Origin of the sequence: Arthrobacter sp. LjRoot14 (genome assembly GCF_964253905.1) — a bacterium.
GTDB lineage: Bacteria > Actinomycetota > Actinomycetes > Actinomycetales > Micrococcaceae > Arthrobacter.
Window position 1 is genome coordinate 2058657 of sequence record NZ_CAXURL020000001.1, and the last position, 15787, is coordinate 2074443.

Consider the following 15787-nt stretch of genomic DNA (forward strand, 5'->3'; position numbering starts at 1 on the left):
GGGTGCCTCCGACTGTCAGTTATGGGGAAACGATCGAGGTTTCCGTGAGGGTGTAACCCGAATTGAAGGTCAGGAATCCGGGCAGGTTGGAGAAACCGGTAACCGACTTTTGGTAGGCGAAAGCCTGCGCGCGGCCGGCGAGGGACACGAACGGCGCATCGGTCAGAATGGTTTCTGACAGCTCGTCGTAGGTGGCCTTCCGTTTAGCTTCATCCGTTTCTGCCAGGCCCCGTGCCAGCAGCGCATTGACGGTAGCGTTGTCATAGCCGAAGGAACGGGTGTGTTCGGCCGGGCCTTGGACGAATTTGCTGAGAAATGACGGGTCGTTGACGACGCCGGCGGAACCGGAGACGGCGATATCGTAGTCGCCGGCGTTACCCTTGGAGACTCTGGTTGCCCAGTCCGGCAGGTCCAGGTCGAGTTTGATCCCGACTGCGGCAAGGTCGGACTGGACCGACAGGGCTGTGTCTTTGTGGAAGGCGTACTGCGAGGTGGAAAGCATCCTGGCGGTAAACCCGTCAGGATAGCCCGCCTCGGCTAGGAGGGACTTTGCCTTGTCGAGGTTCTGTTGCCAGCCGTTAGCCAGTGACTTGTTGTAGAAGGGGCTGTCTTCCGGGACCGGGACGCCCTGGATTGGCGTTCCGTTGCCGGACAGGGCAGCGGATACCACGTTGTCCCGGTTCACGGCGAGGGCGACTGCTTCGCGCACCTTCGCGTCGGAGAAGGGGCCTTTAGTTACATTGAAGTTCAAGTACATGAACGGACCGCTCTGGGCATCAAGGGTGATATTCGAATCAGATTTGACCCGGTCGAACTCCTCCCACGGAACGAAATCGATAAGGTCGACGTCCCCTGCCAGCAAGGCGTTTGTTCTGGCCTGCCCATCGGTGTAGATGGGGAAGTCGATTTTGTTCAGCTTTACTGATTCGGCGTTATAGTAACCGTCAAATTTCTCCACGACGAAAGACACGCCTTTGTCGTGCGAGGCCAACTTGAATGGACCGGCACCCACCCAGCTTTCTCCGCCGGCGGTGAATGCCGCAGGGGGCAGGACCGCTGCGGTGGTGTCTGCAATATAGCTCAGGAAGGCGGCGTTGGGGGATTTGAGCTTGATGATCACGGTTTCGGCATCGGGAGTTTCGATGCTGCTGATCGCCTGGCTGACGGCGACAATTTTAGCTGACGATTTGGGGTTAGCCAGGTCCTCGAATGAGGTTTTTACTTCGGCGCTGGTCAGAGGGCTGCCGTCGTGGAACGTCAGCCCCTTGCGGAGCGTGAATCTGTAGGTTGTGGAGTCGGTCTGCTCATACTTTTCGGCCAGGGCGGTGGTGATTTCGCCTTTGGCGTCATAGCCGAGGAGACCGCGGTGGAGGACGGAGTCCAGCATCATGGCTGCTGCTCCCTGGTCCAGGTGCGGCTGCAGCTTGGGAACGTCCCCGGAGAGACCGAACTGCAGTTCCTGCGCGGGGGCCGCCCCTTGTGTTGTTCCTCCGCCTCCGCAGGCGGCAAGGCCAAGGGCAGAGGCTGCGATGGCTGCGGTGGTGGCCGCGTACTTCAACTTTTTGAACATCGTTAGTTTCCTTGTGAGGGGAGGGATGGGGTGTCTTTCTTTGCGGCAGCCGTCAGGGCCGCCGTTTGTTCGGGGTAATAGCGATCGGCATCGGCCTGGGAAATTTTTCCTTCGGCGAGGTCACGTGCTACCTGTTCAACTGTTCTTTTCGTCGGGTGCCCATAGGCTCCGGCGCCGGCTGTTTCCACCGAGACCCGGTCCCCTGGTTGAAGAACCGTGTAGCCATGGTCGATGGGACGGGCTTCGGGGTTGAGGACAACCTTGGCGCTGGCACCGGCGGTGCCGCCGTCCAGGCCCCATGGCTGTGACTTCTGCCGGCTGGTGTCCAGCCAGAAGTGGATGTCTTCGCCTTCGACGCGGACAGCCCTGCGGATGCCGAGGCCTCCCCGGTGATGGCCGGCTCCGCCGGAGTCTTGGATCAGTTCATAGGCCTCAACGACCAAGGGGTATTCCGTTTCCAGGCTTTCCACCGGCAAGTTTGAGGTGTTGGTCATGTGTACCTGGACACCGTCGAGTCCGTCTTTGGTGGCCCTTGCCCCGCAGCCGCCGCCGATGGTTTCGAGGTAGACGAATTCCTTGCCCGTGCGGGAGTTCCTTCCTGAGAAGTGAACGCCGGTGTTGGCGCCGTTGCTGGCAGCGGTTACCCGCTCAGGAACGGCCTCTGCGAGGGCTCCGTGAATGAGGTCCACGATGCGTTGGCAGGTTTCGCTGCGCCCGTTAACCGCTGCCGGCTCCTGGCAGTTGATGATCGAGCCGAGGGGCGCTTCGATTCTGATCGGGCGGTAGAACCCTGCGTTGGCGACGATATCGGCATCCACCAAGCTTTTCAGGGAGTAGTAGACCGAAGCGTAAAGAGCCGTCCAGACAACGTTCACGCTGGCCCGGACTTGAGGCGGGTTTCCGGCGAAGTCGAAAATAATCTCATCACCCTGGACCGTGACCTTGACCTGGAGGTCAAGTTCTTCGTCCAGTTCGGGGCAGTCAAACTTGTCAGCGAAGGTGTAGACGCCGTCGGGCATCTTTTCGATGGCGGCGCGGGTCCGGCGTTCGGTGTAGTCGAGCAGTTCTTCTGCGGCCTGGGCCATAATTTCACGGCCGTACCGGGCGCACAGGTCCTTGTACCGCAGGGAAGCGAGACGGTTTGCGGACTGTTGAGCGCGGAGGTCTGCCTTACGCTCGTGCGGTACCTGGCAGTTGAGCAGGATCAGGTTGAGCATCTCCTGCTGAAGCTCTCCTCGGCGGACCAGCCGGACGGGAGGGATGCGCAGGCCTTCCTGAAAAATGTGTGCATGCCCGCGGTCGCCGAAATCAGCGTGGTGGGCGAGCGTGGCGGCCCAGGCGGAGAGGATTCCGTCGACGAATATGGGCGTCGCGAGGACGATGTCAGGCAGGTGGGATCCACCGCCGCTGAAGGGGTCGTTGCCGATGAACGTGTCCCCATCGTTGATTTCCTCCGCCGGGTACCTGTCCAGGATCGCGTCAACGATGCCCATGAGTGAACCGAGGTGAAGGGGGGAGCCGCCTTCGTCCTGGGCGATGCCCCTGCCCTTGGCGTCAAAGAGTCCGGCAGTGCAGTCACGGCGTTCTTTGATGTTGGTGGAATAGGCGGCCCGGACGAGTGTGCCGCCCATTTCTTCAACCACGGTGGATAAGGCTGATCCGATGACTTCTACCAGAACGCTGTCCAGGGTCTCAGCGGCGGCGGCGTGAGTGTTATTCACTGGTACTCCTACGGATTTCGATGACGAGGTTGCGCAGGTCGTCGACGACGCAGACATCTGACGACAGCAGCAGTGTGGTGGTGTCCATTTGTTCGACGATGGCGGGCCCGACAATGCGGTGTCCGACATCCAGGAGGGAACGGTCGTATACGGGGCAGGGGGTGTAGCCGCCTTCCTCGGGCAGGTACACCTCTCGGGTACCGACTACCGCGGTTTCCACGGCACGCCCTTCGAAGGCTGACCGGCGCAAGTCTGCCCGTGGGACTGTTGCGATGGCCTGCACCCTGAAGGTAACGGCTTCGACTACCTCCTCGTTGGCGCTGTACCCGTACATCCGATCGTGGGCGCTTTGGAAGCTGCCGATCAGTTCGCCAATGACGGCGGCGGTAATGTCGCCATCGGGTGCGTCTACGGCGAGTTCGTAGTTCTGACCCGCGTAACGCATTTCCACCCGGCGGGACAGAGAGCGACGGTGCTCCTCTATGCCCTCTTCTTCAAACCATTCAGAGGCATTATCTGTCAGTTCGGTGAAGACCTTGTTGAAGTCCGTAGTCGCGGCCGGGGACGCGAGCATGATCTGGGTTCGCATGAAGTCACTGCGAATATCCGTCATGAGCAGGCCCAGTGCGGACTGCGCGCCCGGCGTTTCAGGGACCAAAATCCTGCTGGATCCGAGCTCGAGGGCCAGCCTGGAAGCATGCAGTGGCCCTGCGCCGCCGAATGGAACCAGCACATAATCGCGCGGATCGTAACCGCGCTGAACCGAGATGACACGGATGGCACGCGCCATGTTGGCGGTAACTACGCGAATGATCCCTTGCGCGGTTTCCTGCACGGTGAGCCCGAGAGGGTCCGCCAAAGCTTTGATGGCGCGGTGGGAGGCCTGGGCGTCAATTTTCAGCTGACCGTTCAGCAGGTATTCAGGGTTCAGGACCTGGAGCACGACGTTTGCGTCTGTGACTGTTGCTTCCAGCCCATTGCCGTAACACGCGGGGCCCGGATACGCGCCGGCGCTTGCAGGTCCCACCCGCAGATGGTTGCCGCTGTCAATCCAAGCGATCGATCCGCCGCCGGCGCCGACCGTGTGGATGTCGAGCATGGGGGAGCGGATTGGTCGTCCGTCGAGCTCCATGCTGGAGGTTACTTTTGGAGTGCCGTTCTGCACGAGGGAAACGTCCGAAGATGTCCCGCCCATATCGAAGGTGATGATATCCGGGCTGCCTGCAGCTGAAGTGATAGCAGCAGCACCTACGACTCCCGTGCTCGGGCCCGAAAGAACAAGACGGACAGGCAGTTCCTCTGCGGTGGGGAAGGGGATGATGCCGCCGTTGGACTGAGTGACGTGGGGTAGACATTTCAGCCCGGCATCAGCAAGGTTGCGGCGGAGCAGCGCGAGGTACCTGGCAACGACGGGTCCTACATACGCATTTGTCACAACCGTCGATAGACGCTCAAACTCTCGGAACTCCGGCAGGACCTCACTGGAAAGCGAGACATAGGCTTCCGGGAATTCTTCGGAGATGATCCGGCCAATCTCCTGCTCATGTTCAGGGCGAACATAGCTGTACAGCAGGCAGACAGCGATCGACTCCACACCGTGACGCTTCAGCTCCTGAACTGCAGCCCGCACCTCATCCAGATCCAGGGGAATCTCCACACGGCCGTCGTGGCGTACGCGTTCAGTCACCTCCAGCCTCAAATCGCGGGGGACGAAAGGTTCGGACTTATCCGCCTGAAGGTCATACATGTGCGGGCGCCGTCCACGTCCCAGTTCCAGCAAATCCCTGAAGCCCTTGGTAGTGATAAGGCCCGTTCGGACCCCCCGTCCGGTCAGGAGGGCGTTGGTACCAACGGTCGTTCCGTGGGCAAAGTAGGAGATCTCGTCAATGGTGCGCCCACCAATTTGGTCCAGCAGCTCGTGGACCCCCTGAATAATGGCGCGACCGGGGTCATCCGGCGTCGAAGACACCTTTCGGACATGGACCTGTCCGGTGGATTCATCGAAGGCGCAGAGATCAGTAAACGTTCCTCCGGTATCGACACCGATTCGTAAACTCATTTTTTTCCTGACTGTGCTCGCAGCTGATGGTGAAAGTTCGGGGGATCAAAAGTTGCACTGGGACTGGGAAGGTTCCCATTGATCTGGTTTTAGAGTCTGACATGGCGTGGATCACACGTCAACAAATTTTTGGGATCGTTCTCATTTTCTTGATATCTGCCCGTCCCGCCCGCAGTATTTCGACGGGCTGAAGGTCTTGACGTAGCGGCGAACGGCTCTGTAGTGTCACAAAAAAGCAATTGGGAACGTTCCCGCCGAAAACGCGACACAGAAGGTTCAAACCGATGAAGAGGCGAAAGTTGGGGTCCGCAGGCACTGCAACGTCATTACCGGCCCATACCGCACATGCTGAACGGCCGCATGACTATTGTGCGGAGGATTCTGACTCCAGCCCTTCCTGTCCTGCCTGCGCACGGCCTGAAACCGATTGACCGCTGTGAGACTTCCCCTTTGGTCACCAAAGCAGGGTGCAGGTAGCCGGCTCGAAGCGAAGACTGGTACTCATTGCCCCCGGTCCGGAACGTGGGCCGCCGACAGGGGGGAACAGAGCGTCGTTGTATGGGTGCCCGAAGGCCAGCTGATGCCTCCCGCCACGGGAACGCCAGCGAGATGGATCTACAAGGACGACCAAGCTTCGCGGATGAAACCAAGTCTGCCCGCGCCGGATGGCAGTGCAAACACACAGAAAGTGAGCGATTAAGAATGACCTCCCCGACGATTGAAACTGATGTTGCGGTTCTGGGCGGTGGCATCCTCGGGGTGTCAACGGCAGTGCACCTCCTGCGAGGGGGTGCCTCCGTTGTCCTCATTACCGAAAGCAGTCTTGCGAGCGGCGCTACAGGACGGTCCTTGTCCTGGTTGAACTCCGCTGGCAAACGATCTGATGCTTACCATCTCCTCCGCGAGGCCGGGATTGACCGGTACCGGACGCTATATGCTGCGGATCCCTCCAGGGAATGGATTCAATTCGATGGCGGCCTGTATTGGGCGCCGGCCGGAGAGGCCCCCAGGGCAGAAGCCCGACATGAGTACGAAAAGTCTCATGGCTACGATTCGAAGCTGGTAAAACCAGAACAGATTTCCGCTCTTACCCCTGGTATTGACGAGACGGCCGTCGCGGACGTCGCTGTCTTCAACCCTGGTGAGGGATGGGTTAGCCTGCCTCACTTGGTCGAGTACCTGATGGAGGAATTCAATGCTCGGGGCGGAACGCTGATTGCCGATGCCGGCAAGTCGCGGGTACTTGCACGAGATGGAAAGGCGTGGGGTATTGGCACCCAGGACGGCAGCATCTATGCCGCCGGCAAGGTGGTGGTTGCCTGCGGTGCAGCAACACCTGCCGTCGTCGAAGAGCACGGCATCTACATTGCAGATGGATCGCCCGTGTCTGCGCTCGTCATCACTGAACCCGCCGAGCACAAGCTAAAAGCTGTCCTTAATACCCCCCGCGCCGCAGTCCGGCCTAACCCTGGCGGGACGCTCGCCCTTGACCATGGTTGGTACGAAGAGCAGATCGTTGAACAGGCAGATGGCTCTTTTTCAATTCCAGAAGAGGTCGTCCAGGAGCTGACAGAGGAAGCCTCGCGGCTCCTCGAGGGAAATCCGCAGCTGACTCCTGCTAGCTGGAAAATTGGCCGGAAGCCGATCCCCGAAGACGGCGAACCCGTATTTGGAGAACTCGACAAGTTGCCCGGCTGCTTCGTGGCCTTCTCGCACTCTGGGGCAACCGTGGGGCTGATTGCCGGAGAATTGCTCTCCTATGAAATTCTCACCGGCCAGAAGCATCCCATGCTGGCATCATTCCGGCCAGCACGGTTTAGCCGGGACTAGGCCGGTCCAAGGGGCCATGTTGCCCCTGCGGAGCTTGCCGTGCTGCACGAACTCAACCGATAAGAGGATGATCAATGACCCGACAGGAACAACTCAACCGCCGTGAGGGCACGACACATCCGGAAGAGCCACGCAGGGGCGGCAGTTCTCGGCTGCGAACCGCAATCATTGGCTTCGGGATTTCCGGGCGCGTCTTTCACGCCCCCCTCATTGAGGGAGATGAGTCATACGCTCTCGAAGCGATCGTGACTTCCAACCCAGAGCGGGCTGCGGCAGTGCGGAAGGCGTATCCCCGCGCGCGTGTCCTCGCCAGCCCAGAAGAACTCTTTTCCAGGATCGATAAGGGCAGCCTCGCACTGGAGCTAGTCGTTATCGGCACACCACCTGTCACCCACAAGACACTGGCCAAAGCGGCCCTTGAACGCCGTCTGCATGTCGTCGTAGACAAGCCGTTTGTCCCGAAATCCGAGGAGGGGGAGGAGCTGATCGCTGCTGCAGCAGCAGCAGGTCGATGTCTCACCGTGTTCCAGAACCGCCGCTGGGACGGCGACTTCCTGACCGTTCAGCGTCTTATCCGAGACGGAAAACTAGGCGAAATTCGGACCTTTGAATCCCGGTTTGAATGGTGGATGCCGGAGGGTTTCGGCAATTGGCGGGATGAGGCGCTGGTGGCCGAAGGCGGCGGCATACTCTATGACCTCGGCGCCCACCTCATCGACCAAGCAATCCAGTTGTTTGGCCCGGTGACAGAAGTACACGGAGAGACGTCCAGGCACGGCGACGTCACCCAGTCAGACGCAGAGCAGGAGGCCTTCCTCTCCCTGCTGCACCTGTCCGGCACACGCTCACGCCTGTGGATGAATGGCCAGGCTGCACGGCCTGGTCCTCGATTTCACGTCATGGGATCCCGCGCTGCCTACACAAAATGGGGGCTTGACGGGCAAGAGAAGGCCCTCGCGGAGGGGCAGGTGCCGAATGATGCCCAATACGGTGTAGAACCACCGGAAACCTGGGGCAGCATCGGCGTTTCAGACATCAGCACTTCAGTGCCCACTCTGAATGGCAATTATCCCCGGTTCTACAGGCAGTTGGCACAGGCACTGCACGGTGTGGGTTCCGCTCCGGTAGACCCTCGCGACGCTGTGGCAGTGTTAAAAGTCATAGAGATCGCACGGCAGCAGCAGAAGACATCAGTGTCGGCAGCGGCCGACTGACTTCGTTTCCAGAAACGGTCCGACTCCTGATCAAGGATGGACGACGGCGATACAACCAGCTGCCCGGACAGAGCTACCTCGGAGGAACGAAGGCGATGGAAGCCACAGGAAGGGCCGGATCCACTCCGGGCCCTGCGTCAGCCCGCGGAGGGGACTGGCGCCATCCGGGGATGCTGGAAGTAAATGTCACCACCGCCGCCGACCTGGCTCAGGCACTGAAGGAAGCAATTGCAGCCGTCGCCGAATCCGCCGAACACCATGGAACCGGTATCTTGGTGACCCGTACTGGTGCCGGGAGCTACGTCGTGCGGGCCCATCCTGCCGTTCCTAGCGGATTCATCCGACAGCAAAACGCGTGAGCGCTGCCGTCAGTCAATCTACAACTCGCTGTTGCACGTGTATTACTGGTGGGAGGCTCTACCCGGGCAATTGTCACCGCACTCGGACAGAATCTTCGGAAAGCAAGTATCTTCAGGCAAGTCGTCTGTGGTTAGCCGCAGGAGGGCCTAGTCCTTCCAGGAAGACGTTGCTGACCCGAAATCCGCCGCTGCGCGGAAATGTCATAGGCGAGTGCGAGAGAGTTTAGAGGAGCCTAGAAACTGGGGGCCCGCTGACCTGGGTCATCCCTCAACGGATATCCACGCCTTTCGTTGCCTCAAGCAATCAGCTTTTACAAATATCTAGTACATGGTTAGAGGCGGCCCAAAGTGCCGCAACGAAAGGCACGAATGACAAACCCCGGCCTCGACTTTTTGTTAGGGGTTCCTGCCCAACCTGACCGGCATCAGTTGTCGCCCCCTTATCGCCGGAGCAGGTCTTCCACCTGTTCTCCGATGAATACACTCTCACGATCCATCCAGTAACGGCGCAGCACGTTGACGCCCACGCAGGTGTCCATGGTCTGGATGCCTGGGAGGGCGCCGATGTCTCGGATGATGAATTCTGCCAGTTCATCGGGACCCCTGAAGAGTCCGTGAAACACCACGGGCGCCTTGCCGGTGACCATGGAGATCATGCGGGCGGAGTCGTGGGTGGCGAGCCGGTCCAGCACTGTTCCAATCAACTTGGGCTTGACCTGCAGCGAGATGACGGCGCTCAGTGGAAAGCCCACGGCGCTGGGTTCCACTTCGACACGCGGGGAAATTGCTCCCGTAGCCAGGAGCATTTGGATGGCTCGGTAGGCCGATGAACTGCTGACATCGAGGGTTCTGGCCACCTCGGCAGCTGAAGCTCGGGCGTTGCGTCCTAGCTCGATCATCGTCCCGAATTCGACGTCGGTCAGCTCCTCCATGAAGCGCAGGGCTGGCTGGTTCACGGGGACAATGTGCGCAGCCAATGCTTCGGTCTGTGCCCGCGACAGCCGCCCCAGGCGCCAGGACTGGCCCACGCGGCGGGAATCGAGAACCAGACGGCTCTCTACCGATTTGATACCGGGCAGGGATGGAATGCGGTTACTGATCAGATCATTGACATCGGAGCCGCGCAAGGGAAACAGGTCCGCATAGATGTCGCAGGTCCCCGACGTGGTCATCACGAACTGGATCTCCGAGAAGGCTTTGAGCTGCTCCGCCACCTGGGCAGTCCGGCCCGGAAGGCAGCGCACCCAGAGCTGCTGTGGGTTGCCGGAGAGGATCAGGGGCCACGCGAAGCGGCCGATCACCTTCATCAGGCGCTCGTTCTGGAGCCGGTTGAGCCGGCGGGTGATGGTGCTGGTTGGGACCGCCAGAATCTCGCCAAGACTGTTCGCGGGGACACGAGGGGCCACCTGGAGGGCAGCGACAATGTCCAAGTCCGTTTCGTCCATGAAAGAAATGTCTGCCTCCACCGTCGTTATCCCACCTCGCAGTACGTCCAGACTACCCTTCCAGCATACTCTTAGGCGAAGAAAAAACCGTTTGAAGGCAAATTTGTGAATGATTTTCCCATCAACTCTTGTCTGGGAGCATGATCTGCCCTACATTTATGAATTGAGAGCTGCATCACTTGCGGGGGAGTTGTTTCCTCGGCACGGGCGGACCGAATACCCGCCGAACGGAATGCACCACGCGAATGATAAGGAGTGCAGATTGAACGACGCCCCGTCCTGGCAGTGGCCCGAGTCTCAATGGCGCGGTCACGTGAACAAAGTCCGCGCCGGACAGTCCCTGGCCCACCCGGATCCTGCCCTGCGCTGGAAAGGCGGTGCGAAGGCGGCGGTCCTGCTGTCCTTCGACTCTGACCATGAGACCCCCTCCCTGCGCGACAGCGAGACGTCGCCGGGGAGGATGGCGCAAGGGGAGTACGGCGCCCGGGTAGGCGTACCGCGCATCCTCGAGATGCTCCGCCGCTTTGAGGCTCCGGCTTCCTTCTACATTCCCGCGGTCTGCGCCCTGCTCCGCCCGGACGAGGTCCCCACTTACGTGGAACAGGGCCACGAGGTGGCAGTGCACGGCTGGATCCACGAGCGCAACACTCTGCTTAGCTACGAACAGGAGCTGGACCTGCTCGGCCGCGCCACAGACGTGTTGCACAGCCAGTCGGGGAGCCGACCGGTTGGAATCCGGACGCCCTCCTGGGATTTCTCCGACTCCACGCTGGACGTCATCCGGGAACTCGGGTTCGTTTACGACTCCTCGCTGATGGCGGACGACGAACCGTACGAATTGCTGGCCGACGGCTCGCCGACAGGAATCGTGGAGGTCCCGGTGGAGTGGATCCGCGACGACGCCCCGTATCTGATGATGGACCGCTTCTCCGGGCTCCGTCCCCATATGCCGCCCCGCCAGCTCGTCCAGATATGGAAGGACGAATTCGATGCAGCCTACGCGGAGGGCGGGGTCTTCCAGCTCACCATGCACCCGCACATCATCGGGCACCGCTCCCGGATGCTCGTCCTGGCGGAACTGATGGAACACATCCGCACGTTCGACGACGTCTGGATCACCACGCACGCAGACCTGGCAACGCACGTTGCCTCCCAACTCACCACCAGGATGACCATCTCATGAGTGAAATATCGACACTGGAACCAGTCCACGACACCAAGCTCTCCGCCCGGGGACGCAAAGCCATCATCGCCGGAGGCATCGGCAACGCCGTTGAATGGGTGGACTGGGCGGTCTACACCACGTTTTCGTCCATCTTCGCCCACCACTTCTTCCCCAAGGGCGATCCCATCGCGGCGCTCCTGGCAACCCTCGCAATTTTCGCCGTCGGATTCGTGATGCGGCCCGTCGGCGCTGCCATCATGGGCGCTTACGCTGACCGCCACGGGCGCAAAAAGGGCCTGGTGCTGACGATCGGCCTGATGGCCGGGGCCACAGCCGTCATCGGATTCGCCCCCACCTACGAAACGGTCGGCATCCTGTCCCCGATCATCCTGGTGGTCGCCCGGATGGTCCAGGGATTCTCCGCCGGAGGCGAATTCGGATCATCCTCGGCCTTCCTCGTTGAATCAGCCGCACCCCGCCGCCGAGCCTTTGCCGGTTCGTGGCAGCAGGTCTCCGTCGGAGCCGGCGTCCTCCTGGCCTCAGGCATGGGCGCCATCATTACCTCAACATTGTCCAAAGAAGCCCTGGACAGCTGGGGCTGGCGCCTGGCCTTCATCGTTGCCGCTCTGCTGGGCCTCGTCGGCCTCTGGCTGCGCTCCTCGGTGGAGGAGACAGACTCATTCGTCAACGCCAAGACCCGCAGCGAAGCCAGCGGCGAGAAGCGCACCAACTCTGTCTTCACCATGTTCGTGAAGCACCCCAAGTCGACGCTCCGCGTCTTCGGCATCACCATCGCCGGAACTCTCCTCTACTACATGTGGGTTTCGTACATGCCCACGTACGCTGCTGTGGCCACCGGCATCCCCCTCAGCCAAGCACTCCTGGCCAACTTCATCGCCGTCGGGCTGTTCCTGGTCCTTCTGCCCTTCGCCGGAATCCTCTCGGACAAATTCGGCCGCAAGCCGACCATGACGGCCTTCGCCGCAGGCTTCCTGCTCTTTTCCTGGCCCGCTTTCGCCCTGCTCAACGGCAACTTCTGGATGCTCCTGCTGATTGAGGTCATCGGTATCATCCTGCTGCTGGGCTACTCCGCCAACTGCGCCGTAATCATGGCCGAGCAGTTCCCGGCAGAAGTCCGCGCCACCGGCATCGGCCTGCCATACGCGCTTGCAGTGGCAATCTTCGGCGGGACCGCACCGTACCTGACCACCTGGATGAACACCAACGGCCTAGGCCAGTTTGTATGGCTGTACTGCGCGGTTGCCGCGGCGATCGGCGTCGTGGTCTACCTGACCATGCCGGAGACCAAAGGCAAGGATCTGGATTGAGCAGGCACGCAGTCATAACGGGCGCAGGAAGCGGTATTGGCTTGCAGGTTGCACAGCGATTCGCCGGTCTCGGCTTCCGGCTCACCCTCGTGGACATCAACCCTGCACCGCTGGCCGAAGCCTCGGAAGCATGCCGGGAAGCCGGTTCGAAAGAAGTCAGCACCCTGATCGTGGACCTCGGCTCGGACCTTGGCGCCGAGATGATGATCGCCGACAGTTGGGCCACCGCGCCGGTGGACGTCTTGGTCAACTCGGCCGGCGTCTACCCCGCGACGCCGTTCCTCTCCTTGGATGCGGCGACGTGGGACAAGGTCCTCAACCTCAACACTAGAGCGCCCCTGCTGGCCACAGTGGCGCTGGCCCAGCGGGCCGTCGCAGCAGGACGACCGGCCAGCGTCGTGAACATCTCCTCCGGAGCGGCGCTGCGTGCCCGTCCCGGCGCGGCACCCTACGCCACATCCAAGGCCGCCCTCGAGATGGCCACTCGTGCTTCGGCGCTGGAACTGGGCCAATACGGCATCCGGGTAAACGCTGTCGCCCCTGGCTTCGTCACCGTCAACAGCAGCATCAATCCCGTCACAGAGGAATACGCTGCGGCAGTCTCCGGCAACCCGCTGGGACGTCGCGGTGAACCCGATGATATCGCCCGCGCCGTCGTGTGGTTGGCCGGGGATGAAGCCGCGTGGATCACCGGCGAGACCTTGCGCGTGGACGGAGGCTCCGCCACCGGAGCCATGCACCTCCCGCTGCACTGGCCCGCCGCCGGCGGCGCCCGTGCAGGCGAGAGCGAATTGAAAGGAAGCCATGCAGGATAGCCCATACACAGTAGTTGGCGCCGGGGCCATCGGCGGCACCTTAGCCGCGCACCTGGACGCCCAGGGCGTCCCGGTACAACTGGTCGATGCCGACGAAGCCCATGTCGCTGCGATCCGGCGGAACGGGCTGCAGATCCTCACGCCATCGGGGACGCTGGTCTCCAGGCTCCCGGTGTTCGGGCTGGACGATGCCCCGGAACAACTCGGGCGCGTATTGCTGGCGGTCAAAGCCCAGGCGACGGACAGCGCCGCCGCCTGGATTGCTCCGCGGCTGCGCAAGGACGGCTACGTCGCCTCGATGCAGAACGGTCTGAACGAGGCGACAATCGCCGCGCACATCGGGGCCCACCGCACGGTGATTGCCTTTGTGGACCTCTTTGCGGACGCGCTGGAGCCGGGCGTCATCAAAGACGGCGGCAGCGGAGCCATGGCACTGGGCGAATATGCTGGCGGCACCAGCGACCGGGTTCGGCAGCTGGCCCGCGATCTCCGCCATTGGGGCACCCCGACGGTGACGGATAATGTCGCCGGGTTTCTTTGGTCCAAGCTTGGGTTTGGGGCGATGCTGACTGCGACCGCGCTGGCCGACGCCAACATGAGCGAGCTCATTGACCGGCACCGGCCGGCCATGAACGGTCTCGCCGCCGAGGTCTTTGACGTGGCGGCGGCGGAGGGCATCAGGCTTGAGGGTTTCGACGCTTTCGACCCGCAGAGTTACATGCGTGGTGCCGATCCTGAACGCAACGCCGCGGCCACGGACGATCTCATTAAGTGGCTCTCCACGCAGACCAAGACACGTTCCGGAATCTGGCGCGACATTGCCGTCCGGAATCGTCCCACGGAAGTCCCGACCCAGTACGAACCGGTGATTGAAGCCGGTGCCAGGCACGGCCTGAGGCTACCACTCGTGGAGGAGCTCGTAGCCGTGATCCGGCAGCTAGAAACCGGTACAAAATCCATGGACGAAGAACATCTCACCGCCCTCGACCGGAAGGCCACCTCCCGATGAGCACCCTGAAGGACCTGCCCGGCTGGGTTCGCCACAAACAGTCCGACATGGTCGCCGACCTGACCTCCTACGTTTCCCAGGAAACACCCTCGGATGACAAGACGCTGCTCACCTCCGGTCTTGCCTGGGTGGAGGAGTGGCTGCAGATCCGGATCGGGGAACCAGCCTCCCGCCGACTCGTCGACGGGGGAAAATGGGCCGATACCCTCGTCCTGGACTATCCATCGGACGACAGCGCGGGCTGGATTACTGCCCTGTGCCACTACGACACGGTGTGGTCCGCGGGCACCCTCCGAGACTGGCCGGCAACTGTCGACGGGGACCGGTTTACGGGCCCGGGAGCCTTCGATATGAAGGGCGGGCTCGTACAACTGGTATGGGCGCTGAAGGCATCAAGGGAACTCGGTCTTCCCCGCCCGAACCTGCGGCTGATCCTCAACGGGGACGAGGAAGTCGGCAGCCCGTCGTCGAGACCGGTCATAGAGGCCGAAGTCGTTCGTGGAGACGCCGTCCTCGTGTTTGAAGCCAGCGCCGGAGGAGCCCTGAAGACAGCACGAAAAGGCGTGGGTATCTTCCAGATCAAGGCCACCGGGAAGGAGGCGCATGCCGGACTCGACCCCGAGGTGGGCGCCAGTGCCATCGATGAAATAGCACGCGTGATCGTACAGCTCCACGATGAAACGGACCTCGAGAAGGGGACCACCGTCAACGTCGGGCTCGTGCGGGGAGGGACCCGGACCAACGTCAAGGCCGGCTTCGCGACAGCAGACATCGATATCCGGGTCTCCTCCGAGACGGAAGTGCAGCGCATCAACGGGGTGCTGGACGGGTTGAGCGCACGGAATGCCAACGCCAGCCTAGGCGTCACTGGCGACTGGAACCGGCCGGTCATGGCTCGTTCCGCGCAGACCGCACGGCTGTTTGCCGAAGCCGAATACGTGGCCAATCAGCTCGGATTCCCGCTCGCCGAAACTTCCGTGGGCGGCGCCAGCGACGGCAACTTCGCCGCTGCGCTCGGCCTGCCGGTCCTCGACGGGCTCGGTGCAGTTGGCGACGGCGCTCACGCCCGGAACGAATGGATCAGCATCGCCGGCATGCTCGAGCGGACGTGCCTTGCAGCCGGTCTGCTGGCTGCCCTGGCAGAGGCCCCGGAGCGGAGCATCGGCGCAGTGGTGGGAGCAGCCGCCAGTTGAGAAGTCCGACGGCGGGCAACGGCTTCGGAACCGCTGCCCGCCGTCGTCATGCATCACCACAGGGCCGACAACCTCGTTG

General features: G+C 61.7%; 11 protein-coding genes. 7 read left to right on the forward strand and 4 right to left on the reverse strand.

The annotated features are described in order from the left end of the window. Positions 1 to 19: 19 nt before the first annotated feature. Genes ACSQ12_RS09265 through ACSQ12_RS09275 form a run of 3 tightly spaced genes read right to left on the reverse strand, consistent with a single transcriptional unit; the run spans position 20 to position 5350 of the window. The gene (locus ACSQ12_RS09265; protein ID WP_436065151.1) at positions 20 to 1570 is read right to left on the reverse strand and encodes an ABC transporter substrate-binding protein; all 1551 of its coding nucleotides are present in this window, start codon (positions 1568 to 1570) and stop codon (positions 20 to 22) included. A gap of 2 nt (positions 1571 to 1572) precedes the next feature. Continuing rightward, a complete protein-coding gene (locus ACSQ12_RS09270) occupies positions 1573 to 3291 on the reverse strand; it encodes a hydantoinase B/oxoprolinase family protein (protein ID WP_436065152.1) in 1719 nt (572 codons plus the stop codon). Then, positions 3284 to 5350: a hydantoinase/oxoprolinase family protein gene (locus tag ACSQ12_RS09275; protein ID WP_436065153.1), complete on the reverse strand. Its 2067-nt coding sequence runs from the start codon at positions 5348 to 5350 to the stop codon at positions 3284 to 3286. The genes ACSQ12_RS09270 and ACSQ12_RS09275 overlap by 8 nt, the downstream gene beginning before the upstream one ends. Positions 5351 to 6052: 702 nt before the next feature. On the opposite strand from ACSQ12_RS09275, the gene ACSQ12_RS09280 reads away from it, so the two are divergent. Both ACSQ12_RS09280 and ACSQ12_RS09285 read left to right on the forward strand, forming a co-directional pair. Then, positions 6053 to 7180 carry an NAD(P)/FAD-dependent oxidoreductase gene (locus ACSQ12_RS09280; protein ID WP_436065154.1) on the forward strand — a complete coding sequence of 376 codons (1128 nt, stop codon included), beginning with the start codon at positions 6053 to 6055 and terminating at the stop codon, positions 7178 to 7180. A gap of 74 nt (positions 7181 to 7254) precedes the next feature. Next, positions 7255 to 8394 (forward strand): Gfo/Idh/MocA family protein, encoded by a 1140-nt coding sequence (locus ACSQ12_RS09285; RefSeq protein ID WP_436065155.1) that lies wholly within the window; start codon positions 7255 to 7257, stop codon positions 8392 to 8394. A gap of 799 nt (positions 8395 to 9193) precedes the next feature. Here ACSQ12_RS09285 and ACSQ12_RS09290 read toward each other — a convergent pair. Further along, a complete protein-coding gene (locus ACSQ12_RS09290; RefSeq protein WP_436065156.1) occupies positions 9194 to 10198 on the reverse strand; it encodes an Lrp/AsnC family transcriptional regulator in 1005 nt (334 codons plus the stop codon). A gap of 313 nt (positions 10199 to 10511) precedes the next feature. Between ACSQ12_RS09290 and ACSQ12_RS09295 the strand changes: the two genes are divergently transcribed. From ACSQ12_RS09295 to ACSQ12_RS09315, 5 genes are read left to right on the forward strand one after another with little or no spacing between them, the layout of a single operon-like run. After that, on the forward strand, positions 10512 to 11381 hold the full coding sequence (locus tag ACSQ12_RS09295) for a polysaccharide deacetylase family protein (RefSeq protein ID WP_436065157.1): 870 nt from the start codon (positions 10512 to 10514) through the stop codon (positions 11379 to 11381). Beyond that, entirely contained in the window at positions 11378 to 12691 is a 1314-nt protein-coding gene (locus ACSQ12_RS09300) for an MFS transporter (protein ID WP_436065158.1), read from the forward strand. The genes ACSQ12_RS09295 and ACSQ12_RS09300 overlap by 4 nt, the downstream gene beginning before the upstream one ends. Further along, entirely contained in the window at positions 12688 to 13506 is an 819-nt protein-coding gene (locus tag ACSQ12_RS09305; RefSeq protein ID WP_436065159.1) for an SDR family NAD(P)-dependent oxidoreductase, read from the forward strand. The genes ACSQ12_RS09300 and ACSQ12_RS09305 overlap by 4 nt, the downstream gene beginning before the upstream one ends. Then, positions 13496 to 14515: a ketopantoate reductase family protein gene (locus tag ACSQ12_RS09310; RefSeq protein WP_436065160.1), complete on the forward strand. Its 1020-nt coding sequence runs from the start codon at positions 13496 to 13498 to the stop codon at positions 14513 to 14515. The genes ACSQ12_RS09305 and ACSQ12_RS09310 overlap by 11 nt, the downstream gene beginning before the upstream one ends. Further along, positions 14512 to 15708, forward strand: a complete 1197-nt coding sequence (locus tag ACSQ12_RS09315) for a M20 family metallopeptidase (RefSeq protein WP_436065161.1) — start codon at positions 14512 to 14514, stop codon at positions 15706 to 15708. Before ACSQ12_RS09310 ends, ACSQ12_RS09315 begins: the two co-directional genes overlap by 4 nt. Positions 15709 to 15787 lie beyond the last annotated feature (79 nt).

Excerpts from the sequence above, each read along its gene's own strand:
- ACSQ12_RS09265 (WP_436065151.1), bottom strand. The coding sequence starts at position 1,570 with ATGTTCAAAAAGTTGAAGTACGCGGCCACCACCGCAGCCATCGCAGCC.
- ACSQ12_RS09275 (WP_436065153.1), bottom strand. The coding sequence starts at position 5,350 with ATGAGTTTACGAATCGGTGTCGATACCGGAGGAACGTTTACTGATCTC.
- ACSQ12_RS09280 (WP_436065154.1), top strand. The coding sequence starts at position 6,053 with ATGACCTCCCCGACGATTGAAACTGATGTTGCGGTTCTGGGCGGTGGC.
- ACSQ12_RS09285 (WP_436065155.1), top strand. The coding sequence starts at position 7,255 with ATGACCCGACAGGAACAACTCAACCGCCGTGAGGGCACGACACATCCG.
- ACSQ12_RS09290 (WP_436065156.1), bottom strand. The coding sequence starts at position 10,198 with ATGGACGAAACGGACTTGGACATTGTCGCTGCCCTCCAGGTGGCCCCT.
- ACSQ12_RS09300 (WP_436065158.1), top strand. The coding sequence starts at position 11,378 with ATGAGTGAAATATCGACACTGGAACCAGTCCACGACACCAAGCTCTCC.
- ACSQ12_RS09310 (WP_436065160.1), top strand. The coding sequence starts at position 13,496 with ATGCAGGATAGCCCATACACAGTAGTTGGCGCCGGGGCCATCGGCGGC.
- ACSQ12_RS09315 (WP_436065161.1), top strand. The coding sequence starts at position 14,512 with ATGAGCACCCTGAAGGACCTGCCCGGCTGGGTTCGCCACAAACAGTCC.